This is a genomic window from Paenibacillus sp. RUD330, assembly GCF_002243345.2.
Taxonomy (GTDB): domain Bacteria; phylum Bacillota; class Bacilli; order Paenibacillales; family Paenibacillaceae; genus Paenibacillus_O.
Genome location: NZ_CP022655.2, coordinates 3,731,781 through 3,756,998, shown reverse-complemented (window position 1 = coordinate 3,756,998; position 25,218 = coordinate 3,731,781). Strand labels below are relative to the sequence as shown.

Below are 25,218 nucleotides of genomic sequence, written 5' to 3'. Positions count from 1 at the left end.
TAAGTGGCGGCATTAAACAGGAGGAGGCTTAACATGGACCATCCCATCATCCAGCAAACGGAACGTTACGGCCGGGAAGAGCAAACGAGCATCAACCCTTACGAATGGCTGCGGGAGCAGAAGAAGCCGCAACCGGAGATCAAGTCGCTGATCGACTTCCGCGCACCGAAGACGCCGGAAAAGGTGCTGAACGATTCGATCTACGGTATCCAAGAGGTGCTGGAGTGCTTGCAGAACGGCGATTCGGAGGGCGCACGAAAGCGAATCTGGCTGATCGACATGGATAGCCTGTGGAACACGCTGACCGGCATTGAGAAGGGGGAATCGGCATGAGCCAACTGCAGCACGAAATCGAGCAGTACGAGTTTTGGGAACGCCTGTCGCTCCGGCAGCGGGCAGCACTCTACGGGGAACAGATTCTTGAAAGGCTGAGGGCAGCTGTCACCGCGTACACCCATAGGACCGTAATGGCTGGCGGATCGCCTACCCTGGATGACTTCATCAAGAAACACCCCGAATACAAGCGGCCGGAGCTTCACGGACACATCGCGGTGCAAATGGATATCACGCAAAGGAGTGTTGAATTTGAGGCTGAAAAACGAACGGGTACTAATTGATCTATATGCCAGTTCGAAAGAAGGGGCATTCAGGCGAGTTATCCTCAAGTCTTATGCACGATGGTACCGGCAAGGAAGGAGGCTGGTGAAGGATGACGCGACAACAACGCCAGCTGGCTAATGCAAGAAAGGCCGCTGAAGTCCTGCTGCTGAGTTTGATGAAAATCGAAAGGAGGAATGCGAAATGACCATGCCGGACCTCGCAAAAGCCATCCAAGCCGGACAGCTGCAGATGGAGGACGTAAAGCAAGTGGCGCAGACCTTCTGGAAAGGAGGTGGCAAACATGGACATTCGGTCGGTAATAAATCAGCTTGAAGACTTTGCAATGGAACACGGAGATGACGCGGAAGTGGATGCTTTCGTTTTATTGACGCCAAAAAGCCCGGCGGGCACCGGGCTAGTTGGAGAAACAGATAAAAATTCCTACAGCGAGTATACCACAAACGGAGCGTGGTAGTCATGGAAACTCGCGAAGCTTATGTGCTGGTGCGAGATGACGGTCTTTACTGGGGGAGGCTTGCAGAGCCCACCAAGAGCCTGTGGGGAGCGTTTAGATGGCGCTCCCTGGAAGAGGCTGAATGCTGGAAGCAAGTGAGCATCTACCGGCCGGAGGATCTGGAAAAATGGCGCTTGGAGCCGGTTGTGATGACCATTGAAAGGGGCGCTTAACCCATGCAAAAGAGTGAAACGATTGCCAAGATCGCCGCAGCTCTCTGCGCGGCAAACAGCGAGATTGAGAACATCGCCAAAAATGCGGAGAATCCTCACTTCAAGAGCAAATACGCGGACCTTGCCAACATCCTGGAGGAGATCCGACCGGTACTTTCCACCCACAAACTATTCGTTATGCAAGACCTGTTCTGCCATACTCCTGGCACGCTGTCATGTGCCACGACCATCATGCATGAATCAGGCGAATGGATGACCAGCGAGCCTTTCACCTGCAAGCTTTCAAAGGACGATCCGCAAGGCGCCGGCAGCGGTGGTACCTACGCAAGGCGCTACAGTCTATCGGCGTTCCTTTCGCTGGGGACAGAGGTGGATGACGATGGCAACAAGGCTTCGGAGGCTCCTAAACGGGCACAGGATACAGCGAATACTCCGGCTCGCAGCAACTCCGCCCCGCCGCCTTCAAACGCCTCTGGCGGGCAGGTAGGAGGCAATCCGGTAAGGCCGATAAGTCCAGCTCAGATCGGTTTGATTAAGAAGATGCTACTGGAGAAGAAAATCCCGGATGACATGTATCGCACCATGCTCAAAGGATATGGGGTCGCACACACAACGGAACTCAGCTCCACCAACGCAAGCGCCGTAATCAAGCGGCTGGAGTCCTACCAGCCTGAGCCTGTAGAAGAACCGCTGCCATTCTGATGGATATTGTCAGAGCTGTACCAAAGCCGTCCTATAAGCGGTTTAAACCGAGCCGCACAACGAGAAGCGAAGCCACTCAAGCCGTGCGCCGGGAGGTCCACGAGCGGAGTGGTGGAGCCTGCGAACGCTGTGACCGCGCTAGAGCCACAGAATTAGCGCACACGGCCCGCCGCTGGAAGTCGGAGGGTAAGCCTACCGCGCATGACTTTGCGCACCTTTGCACCCCGTGTCATCGCTGGGCAGACAGCTGCCGTGAAGGTAGGGAATGGTTGGAGACATTTCACGAGGAGGGATAGAGAGTGAGCGAAGTCACTGTTCATCATTTGAAAATCTGGCCGGAATTTTTCCAGGCTGTTTATGACCAGCAGAAGACCTTCGAGGTCAGGAAAGCAGACCGTCCATATCGTGTTGGGGATGAACTTTTGCTCAGAGAGTGGGACCCTGCTGAGGAAGGGTATACCGGGCGCGACTGTTCCAGGAAAGTTCTCTATATCTTATCAGATCCCAACTATGTCAAAGAGGGATTCGTGATACTCGCCATACACTGACCGGATTCAAGCATTTCAATCCACCCCAAGGGAGAGATAACCATGATCAAAGTGACAGGGCTGGCGACGGTGACAGAGGTATTCACGGTAGAACTGGACTTCACCCCGGATGAATTCGATGCGCTGGGCAGCGAGCAGCAGAGCGAGCTAATTGAGCAAGCGTGCGGTGTAAAGGCAGACATCTTCAACTTGATAATCGAAAGTTAATACATTCAACCAAAGGGAGAGATAGATTCGATGGGCATGGTAGAGCGGCATCTCGGAAAGATCACGTCCGCAGAGTTCGGACAGGTAAACGGACATGAGTTCTTGATCGGCCTCCAACTGGAATTTCATTTCGACGGCGGCGGCGTTGGAGACGGCGGGAAATATACGGTCAATCTGAACGAGAAGGCATGGGAGAAAACAGATGAAGCGCTTGGAGATTACTTGGTCCAGCAAATGAAATTCCTTGACCGGATTCTCAAAGACGCAAAATGCAGGACGGTCTCGCAACTGAAAGGGAAGCCGGTCGAGGTGACTGTAGAAAATCGTATGTTCAAGGATTTCCGCATTCTGACAGAAGTTCTCTGACCGGCTGAGTCAGTTTCATAAGGAGGGATAGGGAGTGAGCGTCCCGAGAATTCTGCACTACCCCGGTAGTAAGTGGAGCATGGCCGACTGGATCATCAGCCACATGCCGGAGCATACGACCTACCTGGAGCCGTTCTTCGGCTCCGGCGCGGTGCTGTTCAACAAGGAACCGGCTGTTCTTGAGACCGTGAACGACCTGGACGGCGACGTCGTGAACCTCTTCCGCGTCGTCCGGGACCGCCCGGAAGAACTGGCGCACGCCTTGCGCTGGACGCCCTACGCACGCAGCGAGTACCTGGCGGCCCATGAAGCGGTGGTTGACGAAATTGATCAAGCCCGGCGTTTCTTGGTCCGGTGCTGGCAAAGCATCCGCGTGAAGACCGGATCCATAAGCGGATGGAAATGCCGTGGGACGCCAGATGACTCATACAGAATCAAGCAGTTCAACCAGCTATCGGATCAAATATTGCTCGTGGCCGATCGGCTGAAGTCCTGCCAGATCGAGAACCGGTCAGCTCTTCAAGTCATCGAGCGATACAACCGGCCGGACGTGATGATCTACGCGGATCCGCCTTACCTGATGGCGACTCGGAACGGGACCATCTACGACAACGAGATGAACGATGCGGACCATCTACAGCTGCTGGATGCGCTGGACGCGCATGCCGGCCCGGCCATCATCTCCGGGTATCCGAACCAGATGTACGACGACCGGCTCACACACTGGCGTCGTGAAGAGCGCCAGCAGGTCATTGAGAACGGGCGGTCCCGGACGGAAGTCCTCTGGATCAACCCGATAGCAGCAACAGCCGGACAGCAGCGGCTTTTCTAGCACAACACAGGGAGGCTAAGGCTTCCCAAGGAGGGATAGCGGATGGGTGATTTAACAGGAAGGGTTTTCTTCAAGGGAGGCCAGACCGAATACAAGGGCTGGATAAGCCGGGACTTTACGGTTTGGTGCGGCGGATGTACGGAATGGCAGCAGGTGAGCACCCGAAGAGAAACGGATGCGGCGAAAGAATTCCGTGTGCATGGTTGGAAGCTGACCAAGCACAGAGGCTGGCTTTGCCCGAACTGCATGAAGAACGGACCGAGGAACGTCAAGGAGGCCGCCCATGAGTAACGAACAGCAGCCCAAGCCGTTTGTTGTTGGCCATATTGACATGGGATTCAATGCTGAGAAGGTGCTTGAATTGGCTCAGGAATTCAGCGAACAGCAGCCCATGACGGCGGAGCAGATGGCGGTGGCGCTCAAGCATGCTGAAATGTTTGCAGGTTCCCCGGTAGGAAACACTATCCGATCCCTCCTAGCCGAGGTACAGCGCCAGCAGGGAGAGATCGAGCGAAGGGACGTGACCATATCCGTCCTGCAAGGCAACCTCGACGCTCAATGGCGCGAAACGGAGCGCCTACAGGCCGAGAACGACCAGCTCCGTCATCAGCTCCACAGCCTGCGCGAGTACGGCGACGAGGAGTTTAGACCACGCTTCAAAATGGACGCGAATGGGAACCTGACGCGCATTGAAAATGACGACTTGAAAGGAGATAGAACCGATGGGTGAGCAAATCAAACTCCGCGCATGGCTGCCGGGCATTGGCAAAATGACCTATGCACATACGCTGGACGAGTGGATCAAGATGGGGCCGACGCCGATCAACGATGCCAGGGAGGGGCTGGTCTGGCTGCGGTGGACCGGCCTCAAGGACAAGAACGGGACCGAGATTTACGAGGGGGATATAGCAGTCGGGGAACATGCGATGTATTCCATTCTGTGGAATGATCGCATGGCTCAATTCATGGCTAAAGTCGAGAGAACGAAATCAGTTCTTATCCGCAACAATTCATTCCCTCTGTGGCAGTATGTCGAGGGCGACGGGGAATGCAGGTTCCAGGTCATCGGTAACATCCACCAGCACCCCGAGCTGCTCAAGGAGGGAGACTTCTGGGATCGAGTCAAGGAGGCCCCCAATGGACGTTAGGACGATGACGGCGGGGCCGGAGTTGGATGCGGTGTTGGCTCGGGCGCTTGGGTACGAATGGATTCCGCCAGATGCTCAGGCTCCATTTGTCACACTCGGGCATTGGTGGATTCACGACGAACCTGTCTGGCATTTCACCCCCTCCACCACCTGGGACGGCGCCGGACAGGTCATCGAGGAGATGCGGCGACTGGGGTGGGACTACATTTTGCAGTCCCTTGACTCTGGCGGCCATGGAGCCAGGTTTGACAAGTGGGACGTAGGGCTAAATCGATACGTCGCCTCTGTGGCTGAGGAGTCTGAATCAGCCCCCCACGCCATCACCATAGCGGCCATCCTAGCCCTTCGATCGGAGGCAGAGCATGCGTGAAGATGGATCGGTAATCAAAGGACTGCTCTACGCGATGACGCTTTTACTCCCCTTCTACGCCTTGGTGATCTTGATATGGAGGTACTCATGACTGACCCACGCGACATTCAAATAGAGGGCCTACGTGCCCTCCTGGCGGAAATCAAGGCCGAGAGAGACACAGCCCTGCACAACTGCTCCAGATGGCGTGCAGAGGCTCACAGAGAGCGAGAGGCGCGTATCAAGTTGGAATACAGACTGAGGCAATATGAAGGGACGGAAGAGGATGAAGAAGAGTCTTCTCCTGATGAAACGATTGTGGATCGAAATTGACGCTCGTTGGTGGTATCTGAGGTTCGGGAAAGGAGGGTACAAAGGTGGCGCGCAAGCGAATGATCGACCCAAGCTTCTGGGAAGATGAGAAGCTCGGCGAATTGAGCCCAAGTGTCCGGCTGCTGTTTATGGGCTTGATTTCCCAGGCCGACGATGAAGGCCGGCTAAAGGGTCATCCTGGTCTCGTGAAGTCGCTGATCTATCCCTACGACATGGACATTACCCCACAGAGTGTAGACGAATGGCTGAACCAACTGGCGAGTCGGAAGATGATCCTTCGGTACGAGGTTGACTCCCAAAAATACATCCTTCTGAACAACTTCAAGAAGCATCAAACCATCAATAGACCTCAAGAATCCAAGCTGCCTGCACCACTCACTGATCATTCAGTGAATGATCACGGACAAGTCAGTGAGCCTTCACCCACAGATCACGCGCAATATAATTTAAAAGAATTTAATTTAAGAGAAGGTGAAGTTAAGGGAAGTGAAACGCACACGCACGCGATCGACACCAATCCTCATAAAGATCGATTGCAAAAACTTTGCATGGAAATGAATATCAGCGGACTCAACCTTTACATCCTGGACGTGGTATTCAGCTATATCGGAATGGCTGATTTGGAAGTCATAGAAGCCTGTATCAAAAAAAGCCAGGACAAGCCGCACTCATACTTAACCAAGACGCTTCAAGGCATGATCGTCAAAGATCAAATAACCCGTAAGGAGCAGCTATATCCTCAAAAGGACGGTGAACGCAATGCAGAGCATGAAAGAGGCCCTAAAGGGATTCGACATGGAGTTCATTCGCAAGAAGGCGGAAGAGTACCGGCAGAATCCAAAGTCTCAAGAATCTACCCCGGCAAATGGGACGATTCCGACATACCGCTGCCAGGAATGTCGGGATGAAGGCGGCACGTTCGTCAAGCAGCCTGTTACCCAAACGGTAAAGGGTGAACTGGTCGAAGTCATGATGGATCACTGGACGGTCTGCAGCTGCGTGGAACGGGGCCGGGTTGAAAAGATGATGCGAGCCAGTCAGATTACGGATGCGTTTCGGGACAAGACGTTCAACAACTTTTACCACCAAGTCATGCCGCAGCCGATCCAAGAGGCATTCCGCAAAGCTTGGGTTTATTACAACAGGTTCGACGCGGTCCAAAAGACGGCGAATAACGGCATCATGCTCATGGGCCGGCCGGGGTGCGGTAAAACGCACCTGCTCGCCGCCATTACGAACGGACTGATGGACGGAGGTCATGAAGTTCTATATGTCCCTTGGGTCGAAACGATGGAAATGGTCAAGGACGATATGAGCAAAGAAGACGTGAACAATAAGCGGTTCGAGAAGATGCAAACGGTCGAGGTGCTGTACATTGACGATCTATTCAAACCACCAGCACAGCCGAGCGCATACGAGATCAAGAAACTTTTCCAGGTCATCAACTACCGCTACCAAGAGCGCAAGCCGATCCTCATTTCCACCGAACGGGACATGGAATACCTGCTTAGCCTGGACGAGGGATTGGGAAGTCGACTGAAAGAGATGTGCCACGACTTCCGCGTGGAAATTCACGGAGGACGAGAACTCAACTACCGACTGAGGGAGGAACCGGCATGATCGACGACTACGACCTGATCGACCAAGACTTCGACGAATTCATTCGTCGCGGACTGGAAGAGTTGGAATGGGAGAAGCAGCAGGAGAGGGAGGAGGATGCAGCGTGAAGTATCGAGTGATTAAGGACATTCAAGACGGGTGGGAAGGATCAGCGAAAGTCGGTGATGTCCTGACAAGGGCATGGTGGCAAGGCGGCCCAACGCTCATGAACGGAAAGATAGCCATCTGCGATTCGGATAGCCCGTATGCGCTGACGCATTGTGAGGAAATCGAGGAGGATAACCATGGAACTGATTGACAAGGGGAAACTGCTGAAGTCGTTAGTGATTAAGCGAACGCAGTATCGCAGGGACGGCGCCGTGATACACGTCGGATTGCTAGATCGCCTCATAGGTGAAATTGAGTCCGGCGCATTTGATCCACCAACTCCAGAGGTGCCTAAGTTCAACTTAGGGGACAAAGTGAAACATAAGAATCGTCCAGAATGCAACGATGGCACAATATACGAATTTTCTTCAACAGGTAAGACAGCGTATGTGCAGTGGTTGGGAAGACATCTGCCTGGCGCGGGATGGAAAGAAGGGCATCTCGCAAAAATGCTCATTCCCAAGGAGGAACCCCCATGCTAATCGAAAAGCCCGAGCAAGAGCGGATGGACGCGTCGCTGAAGAGTTGGTTCCTGCCCAAGGAAGAACTCGCCGCCTACAACGACAAGCACGGCTGGCCCACTCGACCACATCGGCCCATGAAGGTTCCAGGTGCGCCGTCATACGTACCCACGTACAAGAAGGGGGTCAAGTAGATGGGTACTCTCTACACCGTCGTATCCAGCATGAGCCGCCTGCAGCTCATTGATCCGGTAGAGCAGGATAAGGCGCGCAAAGAGCTGGAGGAGCTGAGCAAGAGTGTCACGGGGCTAAGGCTGATCCCGGTCCATATCTCATGGGCAGAGATGAGGCGGCGTCGTGCCGAGACTGGGGAGCAAGTACGGAGCCCGCAAGACGCAGGTTGACGGGATCAAGTTCGACAGCCATGCAGAGGCAGCATACTACCAGCAACTGAAGCTCATGAAACGCGTCGGGCAGATCAAAGACTTCGAGTGTCAGCCACGCTTCCGCCTTTTGGACGCATTTAAGGACTACTTCGGCAACACGGTCAAGTCGATCAACTACACCGCCGATTTTCTGATCCATCACCATGACGGGTCGAAGGAGGTCATCGACGTGAAGGGTGGGGATGCGACCAAGACTCAGGCGTACACGCTCCGCAAGAAGCTGTTTCTAAACCGGTATCGAGACCATAAATTCACGGAGGTGACACGATGATCGACAAATGGCAGCGAGTAGGCACCGCCCATATTGCACTAGACGCACAGAATTGCCCCGTAGGGCTTTTGAAGAGTGTGGGGAGTATAAAGACAGCGGACGGCATTCGAAAGCCGCAAAAAGAGGCAAATAAGACGGCATGAAAAAAGACCCTCAGGAAAGAGAGTCCTTGTAAGTTTCAATCTGCTCTTTTGTCCAGATCGGACCGCTAGCGAGACGTTGTATAGGATCTGGAAGTTTGCCGCGCTTGATGTAGGTCGCTACCTTTTGCTTCGTCCATCCGAGAATCTCTGCTGCTTCTGCGACTCCAGCGAGAGGGGGAATGCTCACTCCACCACCGCCACTACAAATGCTTCGACAATACGAATCTCGCCCTCGTCAAAGTATCCATCGTTATTGACAGAGTGACCGCCGATGATGACCTGCTGGGCTTTGCCATAGACCCGGTTTTTGGCTACAGCCTCCGCGATACGAACCGCCAACTCAGCAGCCTCATCTTCGGTCTTGAAATACCCTGTATCAATGTGTGTCGCGCAAGTTCCGACCGCTGTTTCGCCTGTGGTGTGGTAGGTCGAACAATCGTTCTCGATGTCCCATTCGTAGGAGGCGCGGCAGTCATCGCCGACTTCGTATTGCTCATCGTCACAAAGGGTGCGAACGCCGACGATCCAGTTATTCTCAAGGATTTCTTTAGCGATTTCGAGGTAATTCATTGTTCGCTCCTCCTGCGTCCGATGCCGTTGTGCATCTGCGACTTAACTTGTTGACTCTATAATACAACGGGTGTATTACAAAGTCAACAGTTTGTTTCGAAACTTGATTCAGCGACAAAATGCAAACAACGTACAGTGAAGAAAAGCGGAGAGAAACCACAATATCCAGCGTAAATGATGGATTTTTAGCACAATATGTGGTAAAATATACTTAATAAATTGAATATTGCCAAAATTCCGAAAAGAGGCGATAACGTGGAAGAACTGCAAGCGAAATTGGACAGGCTCAAGTGGGAACTCAGCACGGAGAACCAGCGCGGAAGCCTGAAAGAAGCCGGGAAAGTGGCCGAACTGGAAGCACAGATCGCGGAAACACAGGCTCGGATCGATGCGGAGAATAACAAGCAGGTGGAAGTGGCGGTTGCAACCGCACAAGAAAGCATCTACAACCTGTTCGACAGGCTGGACTTCGACGGAAACGTCGTCCGGCTGCGCGACATCATGGTCAATGAGCAAGCCTACCAGATGCTATCCGTTACCCTCCAGCAAGCCTTCGGGGATTTGGCCGAGAGGGGCGAAAAGAACGCCCTCGCACTCAAGGAGAGCTATGCCAACGAGATCGCGGACAAAGACCGGCGCATCCAATCGCTGCTCGAGGAGATCAGCGTAATCGGAACCGAAAACGGGAAGTTGGATCTAGAGCTCCAAGACATGACGTCCAAACGCGACGCAGCGGTAAGAGCGCTGGAAGACAAGGACGCGCAAATCGATCAGCTCCAGGATCAACTGAGTGAGGCGAAAGCAGACGTCGAACGTCTCGAGAAGGATGTACAAGCCCTGCGCGATGCCGCAACGGCTAAAGCGCCGGTTATCAAAACGACCGAGGATATTAAGCAGGAGACGCTGGATAGCCTGATTCCTGTCACCAACATTCGCTGGAAAGAGAACTCCAAGAACACCACTTACCAAGCGGAGGACGCTAAGACCGGCGATACGATCGAATTCAGCTGGCTCGCAAAAGGCAAGTACCGGGAGGTGACCGCCGAAGAGGCGGCGCAATTTCGATCCGAAGCCGAGCATGCTCCAGAGAGCAACGGAGCCGGTCAAGAAGCTCCTGTCCCGGCTAGTCCTCCACTGGATCTGAATCCACCGGAGCTGCAGTTTCCGCCCGCGGTACCGGACGAGGACACAACCGGCGGACTGGCTGAAGGGGACGCTGGTGGAACGGTGGCAGAGAAAACACTCGAAGAGCGAGTCGCAGCACTTGAGAAAGCAGTCTGGGGCAAAGTAGAGAGCGCGGCTTAATGCGGTTTGCCCTTCGGGTAAGGCAAGTATTATGCCGTCACAAGTGGGTGTGTATCTCGCTATTCGCCGAAGTAGAGTGCACCAAATGCGGCAAGAAGGATATATTCTGTCCTTGGTAAGCCGCGAGTCATAAGGGGGAACGACCATGGCAAAAGACATCATCAGCGCTTACCGCAATGTCTGCCGGGATCTGAACGGTCTGGAGGCATACGAGGGAATCGCACACAATCGGCTCAAGGCCGCGCATCAGGTGGTATTCAAGGGGAAAATGCCATCAAGCATCATGTGTTACGTACCGCTGGATACCGCAGTTGATAGTTACAACGAGGCCGTGGACGATTACAACGAGACGAAGAGGCAGATTGAGCATTACAGAGAAGTAAAAGTGCAAATGGAATCCATCATCGCCAGCATGTCGGAGGCGGAGCAAATTGTCATCACGCTTCACGTCGAACAGGGCATGAACCTGCGAGAAATCGCCGACAAGTCCTCGTACTCGTATGGCCATCTTCGCAATGTGGCAATGAAGCTCCGCACAAAACATGTGACAAAAAGTGCAACTGCATCATGATAAGATGCTAGTATGAAGCGTTCGGGCAGTTTCCGGTAAAGCGGCCGCACCGCCCCCGACTGCCCGGCGCTTTAACAAATGCGCTTGACCTCGACAGACGCCGCCGTGCGGACGAGCCGAGAGAGCGCACATATTCCGGGCGAGTGCATGTGGCACACCCCGGCGGCGCGGAGAGTCCCGAAAGGGGCTCTTTTGCTTTTGGGAGGCGGCTAGTATGGAGGTGCAGGAGCTACTCCTGTCATTGTCTTTCTGGATCATCGTCTTGATCGTTTCACACTTTGTAATTAGGTGGATGAACCGGAGGAGCAATCTTTTTAAAGTAGTTTTAATGGAGATTAGCTACAAGGAAGCTATAGCAATATTAAATAACGACTGTGATGCGGTTCTTTACTACGCAAGTAAAAACAAAAAGAGACCTAGTCAATATGTGAGAATCCTTTCTTATCAATATTTTCGTGGATTCAATAAAGACCCCGAATTTTGTGAGATGTTTTATAGTGAAAAAATTTGGTTTCGAGAAAAATAACTGGAGGTGAATGGAAATGGCGGGACGCCCAAGCAAGTACGAAACACACGTAAAGCCTAAGCTCCTGCTGATCGAGGCATGGACTAGGGATGGTTTAACGCTGGAAGATGTAGCAGGCAATTTGGGAATTGCAGTCTCGACCTTGTGTGAATACAAGAATATCCACCCGGAATTGTCGGAAGCCATAAAAAATGGGCGTGAGGTCATTGATGCAATGGTCGAGAATGCACTTCTCAAGGCAGCTCTCGGATACAACTACCGCGATGAAGAGATCAACAAGGCGACAGGTGAGATCGTAGAGCTTCGCAAGACGGCTCATCCCAACACAACGGCGCTTATCTTCTGGCTGAAGAACCGCAAGCCGAAGGAATGGCGGGACAAGCAAGAGATTGAACATAGCGGTGACACAGGGGTGAGAATCATCAATGACATCCCACGCCCTGGAACAAAAGGCTGATGTAAGCCTAACAGACGTCATTGCCCCATCCTTTTACGGCGTCCACTGGGACATACACGACGGGAATCACACGCATTACTGGCTCGGCGGTGGCCGGGGAAGTACCAAGTCCTCGTTCGTGGCCTGCGAGATCATCCTAGGCATGATGGCCGATCCAGACGCGAATGCCGTCGTTCTGCGGAAGGTCAAAGATACGCTGCGTGAATCCGTCATGGAACAGCTCGCTTGGGCCATCGAGGTTCTCGGCGTTGAGGACTACTGGGAGATCCCGGATGCGAAATTGGTCATTACCTACAAGACCACGGGGCAGGAGATCCGCTTTCGCGGGGCCGACAAGCCGAAGAAGATCAAGTCCATGAAGTTCAGCCGAGGTTATACCAAATACATCTGGTACGAGGAAGTCGACGAGTTCACCGGCATGGAAGAGGTACGAATGATCAACCAGTCCCTCATGCGTGGCGGACCCAAGTTCACGGTGTTTTACTCCTACAACCCTCCGAAATCCGCGAACAATTGGGTGAATGCTGAGGTGAAGCTGACCCGTCCTGACCGGCTGGCGCACCACAGCAACTATCTGACGGTTCCGCGTGAATGGCTGGGACAACAATTCATCGTCGAGGCTGAGCATCTGAGAGACACGAAGCCCATTTCCTACGAGCATGAGTACCTTGGCGAAGTCACGGGTACAGGCGGCGAGGTGTTCGGTAACGTGCAGATCAGGCGCATCAGCGATGAGGAAATTAAGGGCTTCTACAACCTCCGGCGAGGGCTGGACTTTGGTTATGCAATCGACCCGCTGAGCTATCTGGTCATGCACTACGACCGGAAGCATAAGCGGGTTTATATATTCCACGAGCTCTACAAGGTGGGCATGAGCAACCACAGCGCCCACAAGCACATCAGCGCCGAGAACCGCAAGAATGAGGTCATCAAGGCTGATTCAGCCGAGCCCAAGAGCATCAATGAGTTCGTTCAGTACGGACTTCGAATGTACCCGGTCAAAAAGGGGCCCGATTCTGTGGAGTACGGCATCAAATTCCTGCAGGACATGGAGGCCATTATCATCGACGATATCCGATGCCCGGAGACGGCGCGGGAGTTCCTGACCTACGAGTTGGACAAAGACGTTCACGGCAACTTCAAAGCTGCTTTCCCGGACAAAAACAATCACTCCATCGACGCGGCGCGATACGCGCTGAACGATGACATGTGGGACTGGATGAAACGTATCGCGGAGAAGAACAAGCCGCAGACACCGTTCCCGTTCCGTACCGAAGAGCCGTATGAAGGAGGGTTCCAGACATGGTAAAGGACGTCGCATCCATCCTCTCGCTGCCGCACCTGGAGCCGGAGACGGTCCAAGTGATCAACCAGTACATCCGAGAGCAACTCAGCACCAAAGCAGAACCTGCGCCGATCCGTCCGGAAGACCTGCGTAGCGTCATCGACGAGTACATGAACGGCCCTAAGGGAGGTGAGTGAAATAGCCGTCAAGGAACCGAAGACCGAATCAACCATCACGCTTGTACAGTCCGTGGAGAAGCGTTACAGCACGGGGAAGTCGTACATGCGCACCAAGGGCTATCTGGACAAATGGCCTGAATACGAGCGTTTCAAAGCCGGTGACCAATGGCCGCCAGCGACTGACCGGACCCGGAGCCTGCCGCGTCCGGTTTTTAATATTGTGCGGTACATCGAGAATCACAAGGTCAGCAGTGTCATGAACGAGAACGTGAAGATGATCTTCACCCCGCAGGAGGCCGTGAATCAGGCGACAGAAGATCCGAATGAGGCATTGCAGGCCCAAGCCGTTACAGAGGCGGCAAGCACCTTCTCACGCTTCTCAGGCACGGTTTGGGAGAACATCAAGCAGGACCAACTGAACGAGGAAGCGCTTGAGGTAGCATCCAATGTCGGGACCGGCATCTGGCACTACTATTGGGACACGAGCAAGAAGGGCGGCATGATCTTCCCTTGGATCGGCGAGATGGCCGGGGAAACGCTCGACCCAATCAACGTGTTCTTCGGTAATCCGCAGCAGATGGACGTGCAGAAGCAGCCGTACATCATCATCACCAGCCGGGATATGGTCGAGAGTGTGCGATCTGAGGCGCAGGCAAACGGTCTGAGCCCAGCGATGGCCGAGATGATCACCGGTGACACGGATGTGCAGGACGAGGGATATGACGGAGCCAAGAGGGAGTTGGACGACAATTCCAAGGTTACAGTCAAGACCATGTACTGGCGCGATGAGGGACAGATCATGTTTTGCAAGGTCGCGTCAAGCCAGATGGTTAAGCCGCCGACACCAACGCAGATGACGCGCTATCCCATCGCTGTCATGCAGTGGGAACGCCGTAGGAAGTCCATACACGGCATAGGCGACACGGAAGGGATTATCCCGAACCAGAAGACCATCAACTTCCTGCTCGCCATGAGCGCACTTTCTGCGCAGCTTACGGGCTGGCCGAAGATGAAGATCAACCCGAACTTCGTCAACCCGAACAGCATCAACAACGACCCAAGTCAGCCGTTGATCGACAACTCACCGCCAGGGCAGTCCGGAGCCGAGTACATGAACCCCGGGCAAATGAGCGGTCACGTCAAAGAGCTGATCGACACGTTCATCGACTACACCAAACAGCTTTCCAGCGCTCAGGACGCAGCCACAGGGGATATGGCGAGCGGGAATCTCAACGCGTCGGCCATCATGCTCCTTCAAAAGGCTGCGGGCGTGCCGATCGAGTCCATTAAGAAGCGCTTCTACCGCGTTATCGAGGACATCGGCCGCATATGGGAAGAGTTTTGGAAGGTGAAGTACAACACGACTCGCCGGGTGAGCGTTAAGGACGAGGAAGACAACCCGATGATGACCGACTTCCGGGGTTCGGACTATGCCGGGATCGAGTTCAATCTCAAGATCGACATCGGCCCATCGTCCAGCTACAGCGAGGAACTGTCCATGGCGTCGCTCGATAAGCTCTTCGACAAGCAGGCTATCGACACCATCCAATACCTCAAGTACGCGCCGACGAATGTCGTACCGTTCAAGGACAGCTTGATCAAGGATCTGGAGCAACAGCAACAGATGATGGCCCAGCAACAAGCCATGATGGCAGAGCAGGAGCAAGCGATGATGGCAAACCAGCCAGATCCGCAAGCTGAAGCCGATGCTGCCCATCAGCGGCAAATGCAACTGCAAGAGCAGAAGCATATGCAGGACGTGCAGAAATTGCAAATGCAGAATCAAGGGCAAAAAGAATTGGCAGCTATGAAAACAGCAGGAGGTGCTAAATGAGTAGTCGTTGGGATTCATCCGGAAGGTCAGTCGGCGGCACGGAGATGATGAACGTTAACGTCGAGGTTACAAGGGCACAAAATGTACAGGTAGCAGCGGGAGCCACGGTCACAGTCATTCCCACTACTCCTGTCCCAGACATCAGGAGAGTATGGGCCTATGCCGTATGCAAATCTGCCGAAGCTCATAGTATGACGCTCAAGATCGAATACGCTCATGTGAATGGGACTGCAGGGATGTACCCGAATGCAGCTGCCGCAACGAGTGTAGGCGTTACGGCTATGAACCGGGTCAACGTGCCTCAGACCGATTTGCCTTGCGGCTATGTTTACGTCACCCTCACCAATCAGGATACGGTCAATCACAACTACGATGTTGTACTTGGTGGAATCAAATAACGGGCCTGCGCTGAGACTGCGCGGGCCTTTTCTATGCGCCAACCATAGCGCGAAAGGAGATTTACCATGGAAGAGATTCGAAGCGCCAACCATAGCGCAGAGCCAGTCATTCAAGAAACATCCCATACACCGGCAGCAGAGGCCCCTGTAACCACGCAGGAGACGCCAGCAACGCCGGAAGGCATCAGGGTCAAGTATAACAAGGAAGAGCGTGTTATCGGCCTTGATGAAGCCCCGACATGGATTCAAAAGGGGCTAAACTACGACAAGCTGCAGGAAAAGGTTGGGACCTACGAACAGCACTCCAAGCAGCTTGAGAGAGCCGCGAAATATTATGGCTTCTCAGACGTTGACAGCTACGTTCAAGCCTTGGATGAAGACGAGCGCAACCGGCAGATCGCTGAAGAAGCCGAGCGCCTGGGCGTGGATGAATCCGTCATTATGGAGCATCTGCAGCCCCTCCGGCAAAAGGTTGACGAGCTGTCCGCAAAGGATCAGGAGCTTACCCGGCTCAAGACCGAAATGGAACTGACCAAGCAACTGACAGACATTCGTGCCAAATACCCCGACTTCGATCAGTACAGTGAAAAGGTTGTGGAGTTCTACAACCAGGGATACCAGTTGGAACATGCATACATACTGGCATCCCACGAAGACAAGGTGAGCAAAATCGCCAAGGAAACCGAATCCAACACGATCCGAAATCTGCAGCAGAATGCAGCGACTTCGACCGGTGCGCTTGGGGCCGAAAGTCCCGAGGAAAAAACAGGCTATCTGTCCATGTCGCCGGCTGAGCGCAAAGCATTCCGCGAGCAGTTCATTCGAGGTCGATAAATAAGGAGCTGACTAGTCAATGGCAACGAACGTACAAGGGTATAACAGCACAACAGGTGTGAACGCCCTCACAGCCGAGCAAGCCACGTTTTACCAGGATGCAATGCTGGATCGCCTGCTGCCGAACCTGTTCTACATGCAATACGGCGACAAAAAGAACATCCCCCGGAACAAAGGGGCAACGACCAACTTCCGCCGCCTGAACTCCCTGGCGGTTTCCACGACGGCTCTGACCGAGGGCGTAACGCCTGACGGTGTCGACCTGTCCATCACGGCCATCAACGCCACGGTTTCCGAGTACGGCAACTGGACGAAGATCTCGGAGTTCATCGACATGACCGGTCTGGACCCGCTGCTGACGGAAGTTTCCGGCCTCATGGGCGAGAATGCGGGCGAGTCCATCGACACGATCGTGCGCGACATCATTGCCGCCGGCACGAACGTCCTGTACCCAGGCACGAAAACGGCCCGCAACCAAGTCGCGGGGACGGATAAGATTTCAGCGCTGGACATTCTCCGCGCTCGCCGGACGTTGGTTCGCAACAAGGTCAAGCAAATCCAACTGCCGAACGGTGCGGGCATGGGTTACCTCGCCTTCATCCACCCGGACGTAGCGATGGACCTGATGCAAACACAGGAGTGGAAGGACCAAAACACCTATGTCAACGTCGACAACCGCAAAAACGGCATGCTCGGCAAGATGTACGGCATCTACTTCCTTGAAGTCCACAACGGTGTAAAGTTTGCCGGAGCAGGCGCAACTGGTGCGGACGTATACGGTACGATCTTCATCGGCAAAGGGGCTTATGGCGTGCCGGACATCGAAGGCTCCAGCAAGCCGGACATCATCGTACACAAAGCGGGCTCCGCTGGTACGGCTGACCCGCTGAACCAATTCAACACGGTCGCATGGAAATGCGCTTTCACGGTCGTCCGTCTGCAGGAACTGGCGATTCTGCGCTACGAATCCGGCGCATCAGTGTAATTCACGGGGGCTTCGGCCCCCTTTTCCAATCTGAGGAGGAATGAACATGCCAAGAGGTATCCCGAACAGTCAAAACGAAGGCGATGAACAAGTCGGCTTGGAGCGCCAAGCCGCTGATGTAGAGCGCAGCATGAAGCAGATCCTGGACGCGCAGCCGAAAAAGTCGCTCGAGATCCCGACCGATCCGCAGAATCCCAACGACATCATCGTGCCGATCGGCATCAATGGCATCGTGTACGCGGTACCGCGCGGCGTCGAGGTCGAAGTACCTCAATCGGTGTACGAAGCCTACAAGGACAGCGACAGGCGCACCAAAATCGTCAATCAGCGCATCGTCGACGGCCCGAAGAAGGAGCTGCAGATTTACTAACGCCCCTTCTCGGGGCTTTTTCTTTTTATAAGGGGTGTTGCCGATGACGGTTGATCAAATATTGACCATCGTACAGTCGAAATATCCGCATGGCTACGATGATACGTATCTATTCTTGCTGTTGACCAATGCTGTCAAGGAGTATTCGAGGTACCTGTACCAGCCGGAGACCGCAACCAGCTTCGATATCATCGCCGGAAACCCGTTCTATACGATGCCATTTTCTCCAAGCAACATCATGGGCGTTCTTGTGGATGGAGTGAAGTATAGCCGGGATGCCATTCCAGGCTGCGCTCCTGGCTACTTCTACTACATCACGGAAGGGAACTCCCTTAACCTCTATCCTACGCCAACAAAGGATATTGCAGGCGGGCTTGTCGTGTTCCATTACATGGAGCCGACGCCAATCAGCGGCAGAGGGCAGATACCGGACTTCGACGAGGCTTGGCACATGATGCTGGTTTACAGGCTCTGCAAGGAGCTTGCGGAGTCGGCCCAGGATACCACAATGGCTAACGGGTTTGTGTCGCAGTACAACGATCTGGAGGAGCAATACAAGCGGTCTAGGGTGTACCCGCCCATTCAAATCCAGAACGTGTATGGAGGGCTTTGCTGATGGACTCCATGAAGCTTATTGCCCAGCAGTATGAGCAGGCGAACAAGAACTATATTATCTGGAAGGACATCATCTGTAACGTCAAGGATTTTAAGGTTAGAGGGGACGGTTTTACCGATGATACGGTAGCCATTCAAAGAGCAATAAACTATGCCAATGCAAATGGGATGTCGGTGCTCTACTTCCCCTGTGGGCAATACAAAACCTCAGCCGGGCTCGTGAGTGATTGCGGGCTCATTTTCATGGGTGAGAATGCCCCGGAAGTATCTCAAGTCCCGGGAAGGCGTACAATGGGCTCGGTTTTATTGCCGAGAAAGGACGTGACAGATCCAGTCATTAGCTTTATACCTTCGGCTGGTATCTATGGAGTCGGCGGGATGATGAAAGGCGGAGGGATTAAAGGCCTTCACATTCTCGGTTCCGACCATTGGAACACTGCTGCAAATTCCGCAGATCGCGTAGCTGTATACATGGAACGGGTACAGACGGAATTTACCATTAGCGACATGTATATCACCGGATTCAAGCGCGAGGCCTTGAAGATGGTTCAAGTCTATGACGGCTACATTTTCGGCGGGAGGATTATGTACTGCAGCACAGATGGTGTATACGCTGCGATTTCCATGGAGGGTGATGCAGCCGGCGCTAACAACACGAATGCCGTCCACATTACCGCATTACATATGGAGAACAATCCATATATGCTATATGCCAACAAGCTTTCTCGGCACATCTACGTTGAGAAGTCTAAGTTCGAACTTCATGCAGGACAAACACTTTCTAATCCATTTCTCTTGGATAACGTGCAAGAGTTTACTTTCATGGGATGCCAGATTGTCACACGTTCAGCAACAGACTTGACGGCCTACGCTAATCCCGATCTACAACCACACACGTTCTATCTGAAAGGGCAGGGATTGGTGAAATTTATCGGAAATGACTTCACCTCGCCAACGAAGGACGGGGCTAGGATCTTGAAGCAAGATCCAACATCCGTTTCCCGAGTTACGATGGATGCAAACACCTTTGACAATCTCTATTGCGGTGGTGGGGAGTATCCAATTATTTTAAAAGACAGCGCAATCCTCACGTCTAATCGCTTTATCACGAAGTCATTGAACAATAAACGTCAAGTGGTAGATATTCTCGGAGCAAACAATACCCTCTGCAACAACCATTTCGAAGACTCCGGAGGCGGCACAACGCCAGATGCTTCTTCGAACATGTTCCGCGTCGCGGGCGAAAGAAACATTTTCGACAACACAATCATAGGAGCTACGCCTCCGAAGATACTCGGAGGGGATCAGGCTTTTATCGAATACACACACGTAAGGGCGCGTACAAAAGACCTTATTCAGTTTGACATCAATACGAGTACGCCGTCCGTTGGATACAATCATATATCCGGATCTAGTGATTACAAAGTGGCAAACACGGTCGCTACTTCTATCACGAACATGCTGGATGGCCGCGACGGTCAGGTGGTGCGGCTTATGTCCATAAACGGTACGGCAACCACGTTCGTACACGACCCAACCAAGATCATCATGCTAGGAGGGGCGAACAAAGTCCTACAGGGCTTTGGCAAGTTCATCACATTCGTTCGCCGGGCCGGTATGTGGTTTGAAATATAAAAAGCGCAGCTCAGCGGCTGCGCTTCTTTTAAATCTGTTTCGTTTTTGCTGCTAAGCGAGTCAATACGATGCATGAGCAGCAAATTGCGGCCGTCATGATTTCAACCAGTTCCAAGACGAATAGATTCCGAGAGGTTAGGATCAAGAGGGCGAGTAAGAGGGCCGGAATGATGGCTTTCACGATGTCCGGTCCTTTGAAATAATAAGCTAACATGATGGCGTAAGCTGCAGAAATGGACCACATGACGTTGTAGTATAACCCATTCAAGACTTGAGTGGTGACCAGGATCAGCAAAAAACCAAAAGGTAATCCGAACATCAATAGATTTTTCATGGTTTGGCCTCCATCGCTTTAATATGCTTGAGGGAAATCATCATGGCACCGCAGCCGAACATGAAAAGTCCGGTCCCGCGCAGCCAAGAGACGTCGACTTGAATGTGTGCCAGCTGGGATGCGAAGCAGGCGAAGAGGGTTGCTGAGAGGACCAAGTAAGTCGGATCGAGCCTGAACGCCTTGCGGTTGGTGAACGCCTTGATCAAGAAGTACCCCATGAGGATGACGAAGAGGATAAGGCCAATTACACCAACCTCTACAAGGTTCAGGAGGAAGACATTGTTCGGGTCGTTTTGCTTAAACCCGAGGTAAACAATTTCGATGAAGTAGTTTCCGAGTCCGTGTCCAAGAAACGGAGCATCTTGAATCTTTGCCCATACATCATTGTAGATGGTGACGCGGCTGTAGGCGCTGGAGAACTTATCGGACCGGGTGAAGGTGTTCAGGTAGTCGGTGGCAATATAGTTGGTATAGAGCCAGAACAGCCCTCCGCCAAGTACCGCGAAGATGGCGACCAAGCGGACGCGATTGACGAGCAGGAACAACAAGCAAAGGCCGACTATGGCTCCAAGCATAGAGCCCCTGGACGTCGAAATGAGCAAGGATAGCGAGCAAATGACCAATCCGGCGACGATCCATTTGCGGCGGTGTTTTAGTGCTGGAACTAGCAACAAACCAACAAGCAGCGGGATGTTGTTGCCGACGATGGCGCCTAATGCGTTCTTGTGGTAGTTGAGGAAGTACAGAGTGCTGAACGAGCGAGTGGCGATGGCGTATAGGACTGATGCCAAGCCGAGCAGCGAGGCCATGACGGCATAGAAGCTCAGCGTCTTGATGATGGTTTCTTTCTTTGTGAGGCTCCCAAAAACGAGCATTCCTGCGACCATAAACTCCATGAACTGTATCAGCGGGGCGATGGACTTGGTATAGTCCGTGGCCCAAACAAAGGCGAGCAAGCACCAAGCGAGATAAAACCCGGCAACGGTTATGTAACTCATCTCAATCCGGAATTGCCTGATCGTGGGGAGGAAAAGAAACAGGGTCATGAACAGCCAGACGTCCGAAAGGCTGATATTGATCCCTCCGACAACGACGGACTGAACGAAAATCGTCAGACCAAGCAAAGGGATTGTGAGCAGCTCCGTGAAAGGAGTGCGCTCGCGTTCGAGCGGTAATCGTACTGCTGAAACACTCATGCTTCAACACCATCCTTCTTTTGCTTAAGTCCAATTCTTGCAAGGTTCAACAAAGCGCCAGTCCGCGTGGAGATATTCTCCCGCTTTTGGTATTGCTCGATCTCTTTCAGCAGCGGAATAGGCACGCGAATATCAATGCGTTCACTCTTTTTCATAAAGCACCTCCGAAAATGTACGTGACTTGTACGTGAATTAATGATACATTATGTATCGGAAGGAGGCAACAATGAATTTCTGGCCTGCTACCAACAACAATGCACCTTCTCAATCGTTGCGCGAGTTTGCGGGAGTCTTCAAAGGGGATACATTTAGTATCAATCCTTCGTTATCCCCATCCTTATTCAATCTCATATCTAGTCAGGCTCCAGCTATTACGACACGACCTGGGTACTCTGTCGTTGGTTTGGCGGTAGGAACGCGAGTACTAGGGCTATCAACGTGGAAGAACCAGCAGCTGCACGCCGTTTTTAACGATGGCACATGGCGAAAATGGGATGGTTCGAGTTGGGTGACACTCAAGAGTGGACTCGACACCTCGGCAGAATGGTCGTTCTGCAATTTCAAAGGTGGATGGACGGACACCAACTTGATTGGGACCAACGGAGTCCAGAAAATGCAGCGCTATGATGGCTCTACAGTGCAGGACGTCACCACAGCGCCTGACGGGGCGAATTTCGTCGACCAGCACGACAATCGACTCTATGTAGCCATCGAGAATAAAGTCGCTTACAGCGGCCTTAACGTGGCTGACGAATGGACGGTTACAGGGAGGCCCAACGACAGCTCACCCGGAACACTTCGCAAGGAGACTTATGTCGGGGAAAATATCGTCGGTATAAAGTCTGGCGCTGGTCATGCAACAGTATTCTTCCCTTCATCCTCATGGGAGTTGTACGGCACAAGTCCTTCCGACTTCTCCTTCGTTTCCGTTGCCGAGGACATAGGTGCCATCAACGATCAGAGTATCGTCAACCTCGGCGGCGTGATGTACTTCTTGGACACGACCGGTATTTATACCTATAGCGGCGGTGTTAGACCTTCTAAGGCTTTCAGCAGGCCGGTACAGGAATATGTAGACGGCATGGTTAAGTCGGCACGTAAATACTGCTGCATGGGGGCAGACGGCCGTTATTTGTACGTAGCCATTCCGCTAAACTCGACTTCAAACGCCGACACGCTTCTCGTATGGGATTCACAGCAGCAGTCATGGTGGATTTGGAAGAACTGGACTCCTACCCATTTCATAAAGATGGGCGAAACGCTTTACATGGCCGATGCGCAAGGCCGTGTGATGCAGATCGGCGGGACAACAGACAACGGCCAAGCCATTACATGGGAATGGCAATCAAAGACATTTTCGGCGGAATCCATGGCAATGAATCTTCGGTGGTTGCGAATGTGGTGGACGGTAAATAAGCCAGCTGGCAGTACGGCGACGATCTACCTATCAAAGGAACCTGAAACGGACAGCGGATGGATAAGCGTGGGTGCTATTAGTGCGGCTGTCCTGGCAAACAAGAGAGTTCCGATTACACCCTTCCAAATGGCTCTTAGCCCTTATTTGAAGACCAAGATATCAGGAACAGGAACAGTGACTATCCGCGAGATATCTTGGGACGAAAAACAATTCCCGGCCGTGTAAGGAGGAAATATGGGTCAAATCACATTTGCTAGGCCTAGTGGTACGGAGTCTGTCGCTGAACTCGCAGATATGGTCGCGAAGATGCAAAAGACGGTGGAGTTCATCGTCAACGGGAACCTCAGCACATCAAATGTCCGAGAGATAAGCGGGTGGATGGTCGATCCAGACCGTTTCTATGCGGCCGATGGAGACGTTGGGATCTCTACAGCGGAAGAGGGAGAAGATCCCGTTCGATTTTGGGCAGGAGCCACAGTCCCTGAAATGGCCCCCTGGCGCGTGACAAAGAGTGGTAAGGGGGTAGCGACCGGTATGCTGATAAAGAGTGCAGATGACTATCCTATGGTCGTCATGGACCCCTTAGAAAAGCTCTTCGGAGCTTACCGGGCAGCCGATCAATCTATCACGATGGAGACAAACAATGCAAGTTTTACAGGCGCACCGGTACTATTATTCACAGACGGGAGTAATATAGCACCAGTAGTATTCGATAGCGGTGGTTTGCAAATTGCTACAGCACACCCCATAGGCATTACGCTTGTTGCAAACACGTTAGACCTGCAAGGGAATGTAAATATCGGATCATTCACTAGCCTATCTGCAACACTTGAAGGGAAAACTCTTGGCGCAGCCTTAGATGAAAAGGCGAAAAAGTCAGCCCAGACTTTAACAGCTGGAGCAGCAAACTGCGGAATACCAATTGGAGCTCAAATCATGACTGTTGGCGGAAGCTCCTATGCCTGGCAGGGTGTGCCCAACCATACGCATACCCAACAATAACGGAGGTGTTCTTGGTGAAGAAGTTTATCATGGGTTTGGTTGTCGGTGCGGTTTTGATGATGACGGGACAGCTTTATGCGGCATCCCCACTACTGGGTAAGAAGGTCGAAAGCTCGGTGTCCGTCATTTTGAACGGAAAGAGCATCGGCAGTGGAATCGTGGTAGACTCCAAGACTTACCTACCTGTTCGGACGATATCCGATGCCATGGGAATGAAAACCACATACAAGAGTGGGGTGGTCACGGTGACCGGAGAAGAAAACGCACAACAGGCCGCCGAGCAACAGGCCGAGGTTGAAGCGAATACGAACCAATTTAATACTCTGAACGCAGCGTACTTCGAACTCTTGACGAAGGTGGATTCCCTCCAGACACTGGTTAAGGGTTATGAGGAAAAGTTGATTCCTGAATGGGAAGCTAAGGTCTCCAACCAGCCTAAAAATCCAGTCAATACAGCTACACTCGATCGATACAAAACTCAGTTGCAGCAGAAGAGGGATGAATTGACGGATGCACAAACGAAATTGCAGGCCGCCAAAACGGCTGTAGAGGCATATGTCAAAGACCATCCGGAGTATGAAAAGTTCATCGCAAAGCTTCCTCAATAAATCCAGGGCTCGCCAATTGGCGGGCCTTTTTACTTGGAGGTGCCCAATGATAAGCCTTGAAGAGAAAGCACAAATCAAATCGTTGCACTTGTCGGCAATGGAACGTCGCCTTTATGCACTTCAACTGGACCATATAGGCGCTGAAGCCGCTGGGGATGCGAAGTCATGTAAAGAGTTGGGGACGCAAATTGAAGCCCTAATAAAGGCCATAGAAGCCGTTGAAGAGAGAGGGTAGCT

General features: G+C 52.8%; 40 protein-coding genes. 36 read left to right on the top strand and 4 right to left on the bottom strand.

Translation table 11 applies throughout. From position 1 onward, the window contains the following. Positions 1 to 33: 33 nt before the first annotated feature. From CIC07_RS17050 to CIC07_RS16965, 20 genes are all read left to right on the top strand, one after another. Positions 34 to 333, top strand: a complete 300-nt coding sequence (locus tag CIC07_RS17050; RefSeq protein WP_094248112.1) for a hypothetical protein — start codon at positions 34 to 36, stop codon at positions 331 to 333. After that, entirely contained in the window at positions 330 to 617 is a 288-nt protein-coding gene (locus tag CIC07_RS17045) for a hypothetical protein (RefSeq protein ID WP_094248111.1), read from the top strand. Before CIC07_RS17050 ends, CIC07_RS17045 begins: the two co-directional genes overlap by 4 nt. A gap of 184 nt (positions 618 to 801) precedes the next feature. After that, positions 802 to 933, top strand: a complete 132-nt coding sequence (locus CIC07_RS25700) for a hypothetical protein (protein WP_277345179.1) — start codon at positions 802 to 804, stop codon at positions 931 to 933. Then, on the top strand, positions 902 to 1,075 hold the full coding sequence (locus tag CIC07_RS17040) for a hypothetical protein (protein ID WP_165895342.1): 174 nt from the start codon (positions 902 to 904) through the stop codon (positions 1,073 to 1,075). Before CIC07_RS25700 ends, CIC07_RS17040 begins: the two co-directional genes overlap by 32 nt. Positions 1,076 to 1,077: 2 nt before the next feature. Then, positions 1,078 to 1,287 (top strand): hypothetical protein, encoded by a 210-nt coding sequence (locus CIC07_RS17035; protein WP_094248110.1) that lies wholly within the window; start codon positions 1,078 to 1,080, stop codon positions 1,285 to 1,287. A gap of 3 nt (positions 1,288 to 1,290) precedes the next feature. After that, the gene (locus CIC07_RS17030; protein WP_094248109.1) at positions 1,291 to 1,989 is read left to right on the top strand and encodes an ERF family protein; all 699 of its coding nucleotides are present in this window, start codon (positions 1,291 to 1,293) and stop codon (positions 1,987 to 1,989) included. Positions 1,990 to 2,288: 299 nt separating this feature from the next. Next, positions 2,289 to 2,537, top strand: a complete 249-nt coding sequence (locus tag CIC07_RS17025) for an ASCH/PUA domain-containing protein (protein WP_094248108.1) — start codon at positions 2,289 to 2,291, stop codon at positions 2,535 to 2,537. A 42-nt stretch (positions 2,538 to 2,579) separates the two neighbouring features. Continuing rightward, positions 2,580 to 2,744 (top strand): hypothetical protein, encoded by a 165-nt coding sequence (locus tag CIC07_RS17020; RefSeq protein WP_157741931.1) that lies wholly within the window; start codon positions 2,580 to 2,582, stop codon positions 2,742 to 2,744. A 30-nt stretch (positions 2,745 to 2,774) separates the two neighbouring features. Next, complete coding sequence (locus CIC07_RS17015; protein ID WP_240923483.1) at positions 2,775 to 3,110, top strand: hypothetical protein; 336 nt, start codon at positions 2,775 to 2,777, stop codon at positions 3,108 to 3,110. Positions 3,111 to 3,144: 34 nt separating this feature from the next. Continuing rightward, entirely contained in the window at positions 3,145 to 3,942 is a 798-nt protein-coding gene (locus CIC07_RS17010) for a DNA adenine methylase (protein ID WP_094248107.1), read from the top strand. Between the two features lie 42 nt (positions 3,943 to 3,984). After that, on the top strand, positions 3,985 to 4,233 hold the full coding sequence (locus CIC07_RS17005; protein ID WP_094248106.1) for a hypothetical protein: 249 nt from the start codon (positions 3,985 to 3,987) through the stop codon (positions 4,231 to 4,233). Continuing rightward, on the top strand, positions 4,226 to 4,672 hold the full coding sequence (locus CIC07_RS17000) for a hypothetical protein (protein ID WP_094248105.1): 447 nt from the start codon (positions 4,226 to 4,228) through the stop codon (positions 4,670 to 4,672). The genes CIC07_RS17005 and CIC07_RS17000 overlap by 8 nt, the downstream gene beginning before the upstream one ends. Then, the gene (locus tag CIC07_RS16995; RefSeq protein ID WP_094248104.1) at positions 4,665 to 5,090 is read left to right on the top strand and encodes a YopX family protein; all 426 of its coding nucleotides are present in this window, start codon (positions 4,665 to 4,667) and stop codon (positions 5,088 to 5,090) included. Before CIC07_RS17000 ends, CIC07_RS16995 begins: the two co-directional genes overlap by 8 nt. Continuing rightward, a complete protein-coding gene (locus tag CIC07_RS16990) occupies positions 5,080 to 5,460 on the top strand; it encodes a hypothetical protein (RefSeq protein WP_094248103.1) in 381 nt (126 codons plus the stop codon). Before CIC07_RS16995 ends, CIC07_RS16990 begins: the two co-directional genes overlap by 11 nt. Positions 5,461 to 5,831: 371 nt before the next feature. After that, positions 5,832 to 6,680 carry a hypothetical protein gene (locus CIC07_RS25475; protein WP_240923482.1) on the top strand — a complete coding sequence of 283 codons (849 nt, stop codon included), beginning with the start codon at positions 5,832 to 5,834 and terminating at the stop codon, positions 6,678 to 6,680. Beyond that, positions 6,568 to 7,392 (top strand): DnaA ATPase domain-containing protein, encoded by an 825-nt coding sequence (locus tag CIC07_RS16985; RefSeq protein ID WP_157741929.1) that lies wholly within the window; start codon positions 6,568 to 6,570, stop codon positions 7,390 to 7,392. Before CIC07_RS25475 ends, CIC07_RS16985 begins: the two co-directional genes overlap by 113 nt. Before the next feature lie 103 nt (positions 7,393 to 7,495). Next, complete coding sequence (locus tag CIC07_RS16980) at positions 7,496 to 7,690, top strand: hypothetical protein (RefSeq protein ID WP_094248099.1); 195 nt, start codon at positions 7,496 to 7,498, stop codon at positions 7,688 to 7,690. Next, positions 7,677 to 8,021 (top strand): hypothetical protein, encoded by a 345-nt coding sequence (locus tag CIC07_RS16975; RefSeq protein WP_094248098.1) that lies wholly within the window; start codon positions 7,677 to 7,679, stop codon positions 8,019 to 8,021. The genes CIC07_RS16980 and CIC07_RS16975 overlap by 14 nt, the downstream gene beginning before the upstream one ends. Then, positions 8,015 to 8,194: a hypothetical protein gene (locus tag CIC07_RS16970; protein WP_094248097.1), complete on the top strand. Its 180-nt coding sequence runs from the start codon at positions 8,015 to 8,017 to the stop codon at positions 8,192 to 8,194. The genes CIC07_RS16975 and CIC07_RS16970 overlap by 7 nt, the downstream gene beginning before the upstream one ends. Before the next feature lie 163 nt (positions 8,195 to 8,357). Further along, positions 8,358 to 8,717 carry a DUF1064 domain-containing protein gene (locus CIC07_RS16965; protein ID WP_094248095.1) on the top strand — a complete coding sequence of 120 codons (360 nt, stop codon included), beginning with the start codon at positions 8,358 to 8,360 and terminating at the stop codon, positions 8,715 to 8,717. Between the two features lie 326 nt (positions 8,718 to 9,043). Here CIC07_RS16965 and CIC07_RS16960 read toward each other — a convergent pair whose 3' ends face one another. Then, positions 9,044 to 9,430 (bottom strand): hypothetical protein, encoded by a 387-nt coding sequence (locus tag CIC07_RS16960; protein ID WP_094248094.1) that lies wholly within the window; start codon positions 9,428 to 9,430, stop codon positions 9,044 to 9,046. 255 nt (positions 9,431 to 9,685) lie between these two features. Here CIC07_RS16960 and CIC07_RS16955 point away from each other — a divergent pair, with 255 nt between their 5' ends. The 12 genes from CIC07_RS16955 to CIC07_RS16900 all read left to right on the top strand — a co-directional run bounded on the left by CIC07_RS16955 (position 9,686) and on the right by CIC07_RS16900 (position 20,424). Next, positions 9,686 to 10,735 (top strand): hypothetical protein, encoded by a 1,050-nt coding sequence (locus CIC07_RS16955; RefSeq protein WP_094248093.1) that lies wholly within the window; start codon positions 9,686 to 9,688, stop codon positions 10,733 to 10,735. A gap of 145 nt (positions 10,736 to 10,880) precedes the next feature. Then, positions 10,881 to 11,306 carry a hypothetical protein gene (locus CIC07_RS16950; RefSeq protein WP_094248092.1) on the top strand — a complete coding sequence of 142 codons (426 nt, stop codon included), beginning with the start codon at positions 10,881 to 10,883 and terminating at the stop codon, positions 11,304 to 11,306. A gap of 542 nt (positions 11,307 to 11,848) precedes the next feature. After that, positions 11,849 to 12,289: a hypothetical protein gene (locus CIC07_RS16945; RefSeq protein ID WP_094248090.1), complete on the top strand. Its 441-nt coding sequence runs from the start codon at positions 11,849 to 11,851 to the stop codon at positions 12,287 to 12,289. Next, entirely contained in the window at positions 12,258 to 13,598 is a 1,341-nt protein-coding gene (locus CIC07_RS16940) for a PBSX family phage terminase large subunit (protein WP_094248089.1), read from the top strand. The genes CIC07_RS16945 and CIC07_RS16940 overlap by 32 nt, the downstream gene beginning before the upstream one ends. Then, complete coding sequence (locus CIC07_RS16935) at positions 13,592 to 13,771, top strand: hypothetical protein (RefSeq protein ID WP_094248088.1); 180 nt, start codon at positions 13,592 to 13,594, stop codon at positions 13,769 to 13,771. Before CIC07_RS16940 ends, CIC07_RS16935 begins: the two co-directional genes overlap by 7 nt. Positions 13,772 to 13,856: 85 nt before the next feature. Further along, positions 13,857 to 15,587 carry a hypothetical protein gene (locus tag CIC07_RS16930; protein ID WP_157741928.1) on the top strand — a complete coding sequence of 577 codons (1,731 nt, stop codon included), beginning with the start codon at positions 13,857 to 13,859 and terminating at the stop codon, positions 15,585 to 15,587. Next, the gene (locus tag CIC07_RS16925) at positions 15,584 to 15,985 is read left to right on the top strand and encodes a hypothetical protein (RefSeq protein WP_094248086.1); all 402 of its coding nucleotides are present in this window, start codon (positions 15,584 to 15,586) and stop codon (positions 15,983 to 15,985) included. Before CIC07_RS16930 ends, CIC07_RS16925 begins: the two co-directional genes overlap by 4 nt. 66 nt (positions 15,986 to 16,051) lie before the next feature. Further along, the gene (locus CIC07_RS16920) at positions 16,052 to 16,819 is read left to right on the top strand and encodes a hypothetical protein (protein ID WP_094248085.1); all 768 of its coding nucleotides are present in this window, start codon (positions 16,052 to 16,054) and stop codon (positions 16,817 to 16,819) included. Positions 16,820 to 16,838: 19 nt separating this feature from the next. After that, a complete protein-coding gene (locus tag CIC07_RS16915; RefSeq protein WP_094248084.1) occupies positions 16,839 to 17,804 on the top strand; it encodes a N4-gp56 family major capsid protein in 966 nt (321 codons plus the stop codon). Between the two features lie 46 nt (positions 17,805 to 17,850). Continuing rightward, positions 17,851 to 18,174 (top strand): hypothetical protein, encoded by a 324-nt coding sequence (locus CIC07_RS16910; protein ID WP_094248083.1) that lies wholly within the window; start codon positions 17,851 to 17,853, stop codon positions 18,172 to 18,174. A 43-nt stretch (positions 18,175 to 18,217) separates the two neighbouring features. Continuing rightward, entirely contained in the window at positions 18,218 to 18,790 is a 573-nt protein-coding gene (locus tag CIC07_RS16905; protein WP_094248082.1) for a phage adaptor protein, read from the top strand. After that, complete coding sequence (locus CIC07_RS16900; RefSeq protein WP_094248081.1) at positions 18,790 to 20,424, top strand: glycosyl hydrolase family 28-related protein; 1,635 nt, start codon at positions 18,790 to 18,792, stop codon at positions 20,422 to 20,424. Before CIC07_RS16905 ends, CIC07_RS16900 begins: the two co-directional genes overlap by 1 nt. A 28-nt stretch (positions 20,425 to 20,452) precedes the next feature. Here the strand turns inward: CIC07_RS16900 and CIC07_RS16895 are convergent, their stop codons facing one another. Genes CIC07_RS16895 through CIC07_RS16885 form a run of 3 tightly spaced genes read right to left on the bottom strand, consistent with a single transcriptional unit; the run spans position 20,453 to position 22,109 of the window. Beyond that, the gene (locus CIC07_RS16895) at positions 20,453 to 20,758 is read right to left on the bottom strand and encodes a hypothetical protein (RefSeq protein ID WP_094248080.1); all 306 of its coding nucleotides are present in this window, start codon (positions 20,756 to 20,758) and stop codon (positions 20,453 to 20,455) included. After that, on the bottom strand, positions 20,755 to 21,954 hold the full coding sequence (locus tag CIC07_RS16890) for an O-antigen ligase family protein (protein ID WP_094248079.1): 1,200 nt from the start codon (positions 21,952 to 21,954) through the stop codon (positions 20,755 to 20,757). Before CIC07_RS16890 ends, CIC07_RS16895 begins: the two co-directional genes overlap by 4 nt. Beyond that, positions 21,951 to 22,109 carry a hypothetical protein gene (locus CIC07_RS16885; RefSeq protein ID WP_157741927.1) on the bottom strand — a complete coding sequence of 53 codons (159 nt, stop codon included), beginning with the start codon at positions 22,107 to 22,109 and terminating at the stop codon, positions 21,951 to 21,953. Before CIC07_RS16885 ends, CIC07_RS16890 begins: the two co-directional genes overlap by 4 nt. Positions 22,110 to 22,180: 71 nt before the next feature. Here CIC07_RS16885 and CIC07_RS16880 point away from each other — a divergent pair, with 71 nt between their 5' ends. The 4 genes from CIC07_RS16880 to CIC07_RS16865 are packed head-to-tail and all read left to right on the top strand — an operon-like array spanning position 22,181 to position 25,216. After that, positions 22,181 to 23,596 carry a hypothetical protein gene (locus CIC07_RS16880; protein ID WP_157741926.1) on the top strand — a complete coding sequence of 472 codons (1,416 nt, stop codon included), beginning with the start codon at positions 22,181 to 22,183 and terminating at the stop codon, positions 23,594 to 23,596. A gap of 9 nt (positions 23,597 to 23,605) precedes the next feature. Then, positions 23,606 to 24,373 carry a hypothetical protein gene (locus CIC07_RS16875; RefSeq protein ID WP_094248077.1) on the top strand — a complete coding sequence of 256 codons (768 nt, stop codon included), beginning with the start codon at positions 23,606 to 23,608 and terminating at the stop codon, positions 24,371 to 24,373. A 14-nt stretch (positions 24,374 to 24,387) separates the two neighbouring features. Beyond that, positions 24,388 to 24,981: a hypothetical protein gene (locus tag CIC07_RS16870; protein ID WP_094248076.1), complete on the top strand. Its 594-nt coding sequence runs from the start codon at positions 24,388 to 24,390 to the stop codon at positions 24,979 to 24,981. Positions 24,982 to 25,027: 46 nt separating this feature from the next. After that, positions 25,028 to 25,216, top strand: a complete 189-nt coding sequence (locus CIC07_RS16865; RefSeq protein WP_094248075.1) for a hypothetical protein — start codon at positions 25,028 to 25,030, stop codon at positions 25,214 to 25,216. Positions 25,217 to 25,218 lie beyond the last annotated feature (2 nt).

Bases quoted from the DNA above. Each gene is read 5' to 3' on its own strand.
- CIC07_RS16935 (WP_094248088.1), top strand. From the start codon at position 13,592: ATGGTAAAGGACGTCGCATCCATCCTCTCGCTGCCGCACCTGGAGCCG.
- CIC07_RS16915 (WP_094248084.1), top strand. From the start codon at position 16,839: ATGGCAACGAACGTACAAGGGTATAACAGCACAACAGGTGTGAACGCC.
- CIC07_RS25700 (WP_277345179.1), top strand. From the start codon at position 802: ATGACCATGCCGGACCTCGCAAAAGCCATCCAAGCCGGACAGCTGCAG.
- CIC07_RS16910 (WP_094248083.1), top strand. From the start codon at position 17,851: ATGCCAAGAGGTATCCCGAACAGTCAAAACGAAGGCGATGAACAAGTC.
- CIC07_RS17045 (WP_094248111.1), top strand. From the start codon at position 330: ATGAGCCAACTGCAGCACGAAATCGAGCAGTACGAGTTTTGGGAACGC.
- CIC07_RS16875 (WP_094248077.1), top strand. From the start codon at position 23,606: ATGGGTCAAATCACATTTGCTAGGCCTAGTGGTACGGAGTCTGTCGCT.
- CIC07_RS16895 (WP_094248080.1), bottom strand. From the start codon at position 20,758: ATGAAAAATCTATTGATGTTCGGATTACCTTTTGGTTTTTTGCTGATC.
- CIC07_RS16950 (WP_094248092.1), top strand. From the start codon at position 10,881: ATGGCAAAAGACATCATCAGCGCTTACCGCAATGTCTGCCGGGATCTG.
- CIC07_RS16920 (WP_094248085.1), top strand. From the start codon at position 16,052: ATGGAAGAGATTCGAAGCGCCAACCATAGCGCAGAGCCAGTCATTCAA.
- CIC07_RS17005 (WP_094248106.1), top strand. From the start codon at position 3,985: ATGGGTGATTTAACAGGAAGGGTTTTCTTCAAGGGAGGCCAGACCGAA.
- CIC07_RS17020 (WP_157741931.1), top strand. From the start codon at position 2,580: ATGATCAAAGTGACAGGGCTGGCGACGGTGACAGAGGTATTCACGGTA.
- CIC07_RS16960 (WP_094248094.1), bottom strand. From the start codon at position 9,430: ATGAATTACCTCGAAATCGCTAAAGAAATCCTTGAGAATAACTGGATC.
- CIC07_RS17015 (WP_240923483.1), top strand. From the start codon at position 2,775: ATGGGCATGGTAGAGCGGCATCTCGGAAAGATCACGTCCGCAGAGTTC.
- CIC07_RS16905 (WP_094248082.1), top strand. From the start codon at position 18,218: ATGACGGTTGATCAAATATTGACCATCGTACAGTCGAAATATCCGCAT.
- CIC07_RS16985 (WP_157741929.1), top strand. From the start codon at position 6,568: ATGGAGTTCATTCGCAAGAAGGCGGAAGAGTACCGGCAGAATCCAAAG.
- CIC07_RS16940 (WP_094248089.1), top strand. From the start codon at position 12,258: ATGACATCCCACGCCCTGGAACAAAAGGCTGATGTAAGCCTAACAGAC.
- CIC07_RS16890 (WP_094248079.1), bottom strand. From the start codon at position 21,954: ATGAGTGTTTCAGCAGTACGATTACCGCTCGAACGCGAGCGCACTCCT.
- CIC07_RS16930 (WP_157741928.1), top strand. From the start codon at position 13,857: ATGCGCACCAAGGGCTATCTGGACAAATGGCCTGAATACGAGCGTTTC.
- CIC07_RS16925 (WP_094248086.1), top strand. From the start codon at position 15,584: ATGAGTAGTCGTTGGGATTCATCCGGAAGGTCAGTCGGCGGCACGGAG.
- CIC07_RS25475 (WP_240923482.1), top strand. From the start codon at position 5,832: ATGATCGACCCAAGCTTCTGGGAAGATGAGAAGCTCGGCGAATTGAGC.
- CIC07_RS17035 (WP_094248110.1), top strand. From the start codon at position 1,078: ATGGAAACTCGCGAAGCTTATGTGCTGGTGCGAGATGACGGTCTTTAC.
- CIC07_RS16880 (WP_157741926.1), top strand. From the start codon at position 22,181: ATGAATTTCTGGCCTGCTACCAACAACAATGCACCTTCTCAATCGTTG.
- CIC07_RS17030 (WP_094248109.1), top strand. From the start codon at position 1,291: ATGCAAAAGAGTGAAACGATTGCCAAGATCGCCGCAGCTCTCTGCGCG.
- CIC07_RS17050 (WP_094248112.1), top strand. From the start codon at position 34: ATGGACCATCCCATCATCCAGCAAACGGAACGTTACGGCCGGGAAGAG.
- CIC07_RS17040 (WP_165895342.1), top strand. From the start codon at position 902: ATGGACATTCGGTCGGTAATAAATCAGCTTGAAGACTTTGCAATGGAA.
- CIC07_RS16900 (WP_094248081.1), top strand. From the start codon at position 18,790: ATGGACTCCATGAAGCTTATTGCCCAGCAGTATGAGCAGGCGAACAAG.
- CIC07_RS17000 (WP_094248105.1), top strand. From the start codon at position 4,226: ATGAGTAACGAACAGCAGCCCAAGCCGTTTGTTGTTGGCCATATTGAC.
- CIC07_RS16975 (WP_094248098.1), top strand. From the start codon at position 7,677: ATGGAACTGATTGACAAGGGGAAACTGCTGAAGTCGTTAGTGATTAAG.
- CIC07_RS16990 (WP_094248103.1), top strand. From the start codon at position 5,080: ATGGACGTTAGGACGATGACGGCGGGGCCGGAGTTGGATGCGGTGTTG.
- CIC07_RS16970 (WP_094248097.1), top strand. From the start codon at position 8,015: ATGCTAATCGAAAAGCCCGAGCAAGAGCGGATGGACGCGTCGCTGAAG.
- CIC07_RS16885 (WP_157741927.1), bottom strand. From the start codon at position 22,109: ATGAAAAAGAGTGAACGCATTGATATTCGCGTGCCTATTCCGCTGCTG.
- CIC07_RS16865 (WP_094248075.1), top strand. From the start codon at position 25,028: ATGATAAGCCTTGAAGAGAAAGCACAAATCAAATCGTTGCACTTGTCG.
- CIC07_RS16995 (WP_094248104.1), top strand. From the start codon at position 4,665: ATGGGTGAGCAAATCAAACTCCGCGCATGGCTGCCGGGCATTGGCAAA.
- CIC07_RS16945 (WP_094248090.1), top strand. From the start codon at position 11,849: ATGGCGGGACGCCCAAGCAAGTACGAAACACACGTAAAGCCTAAGCTC.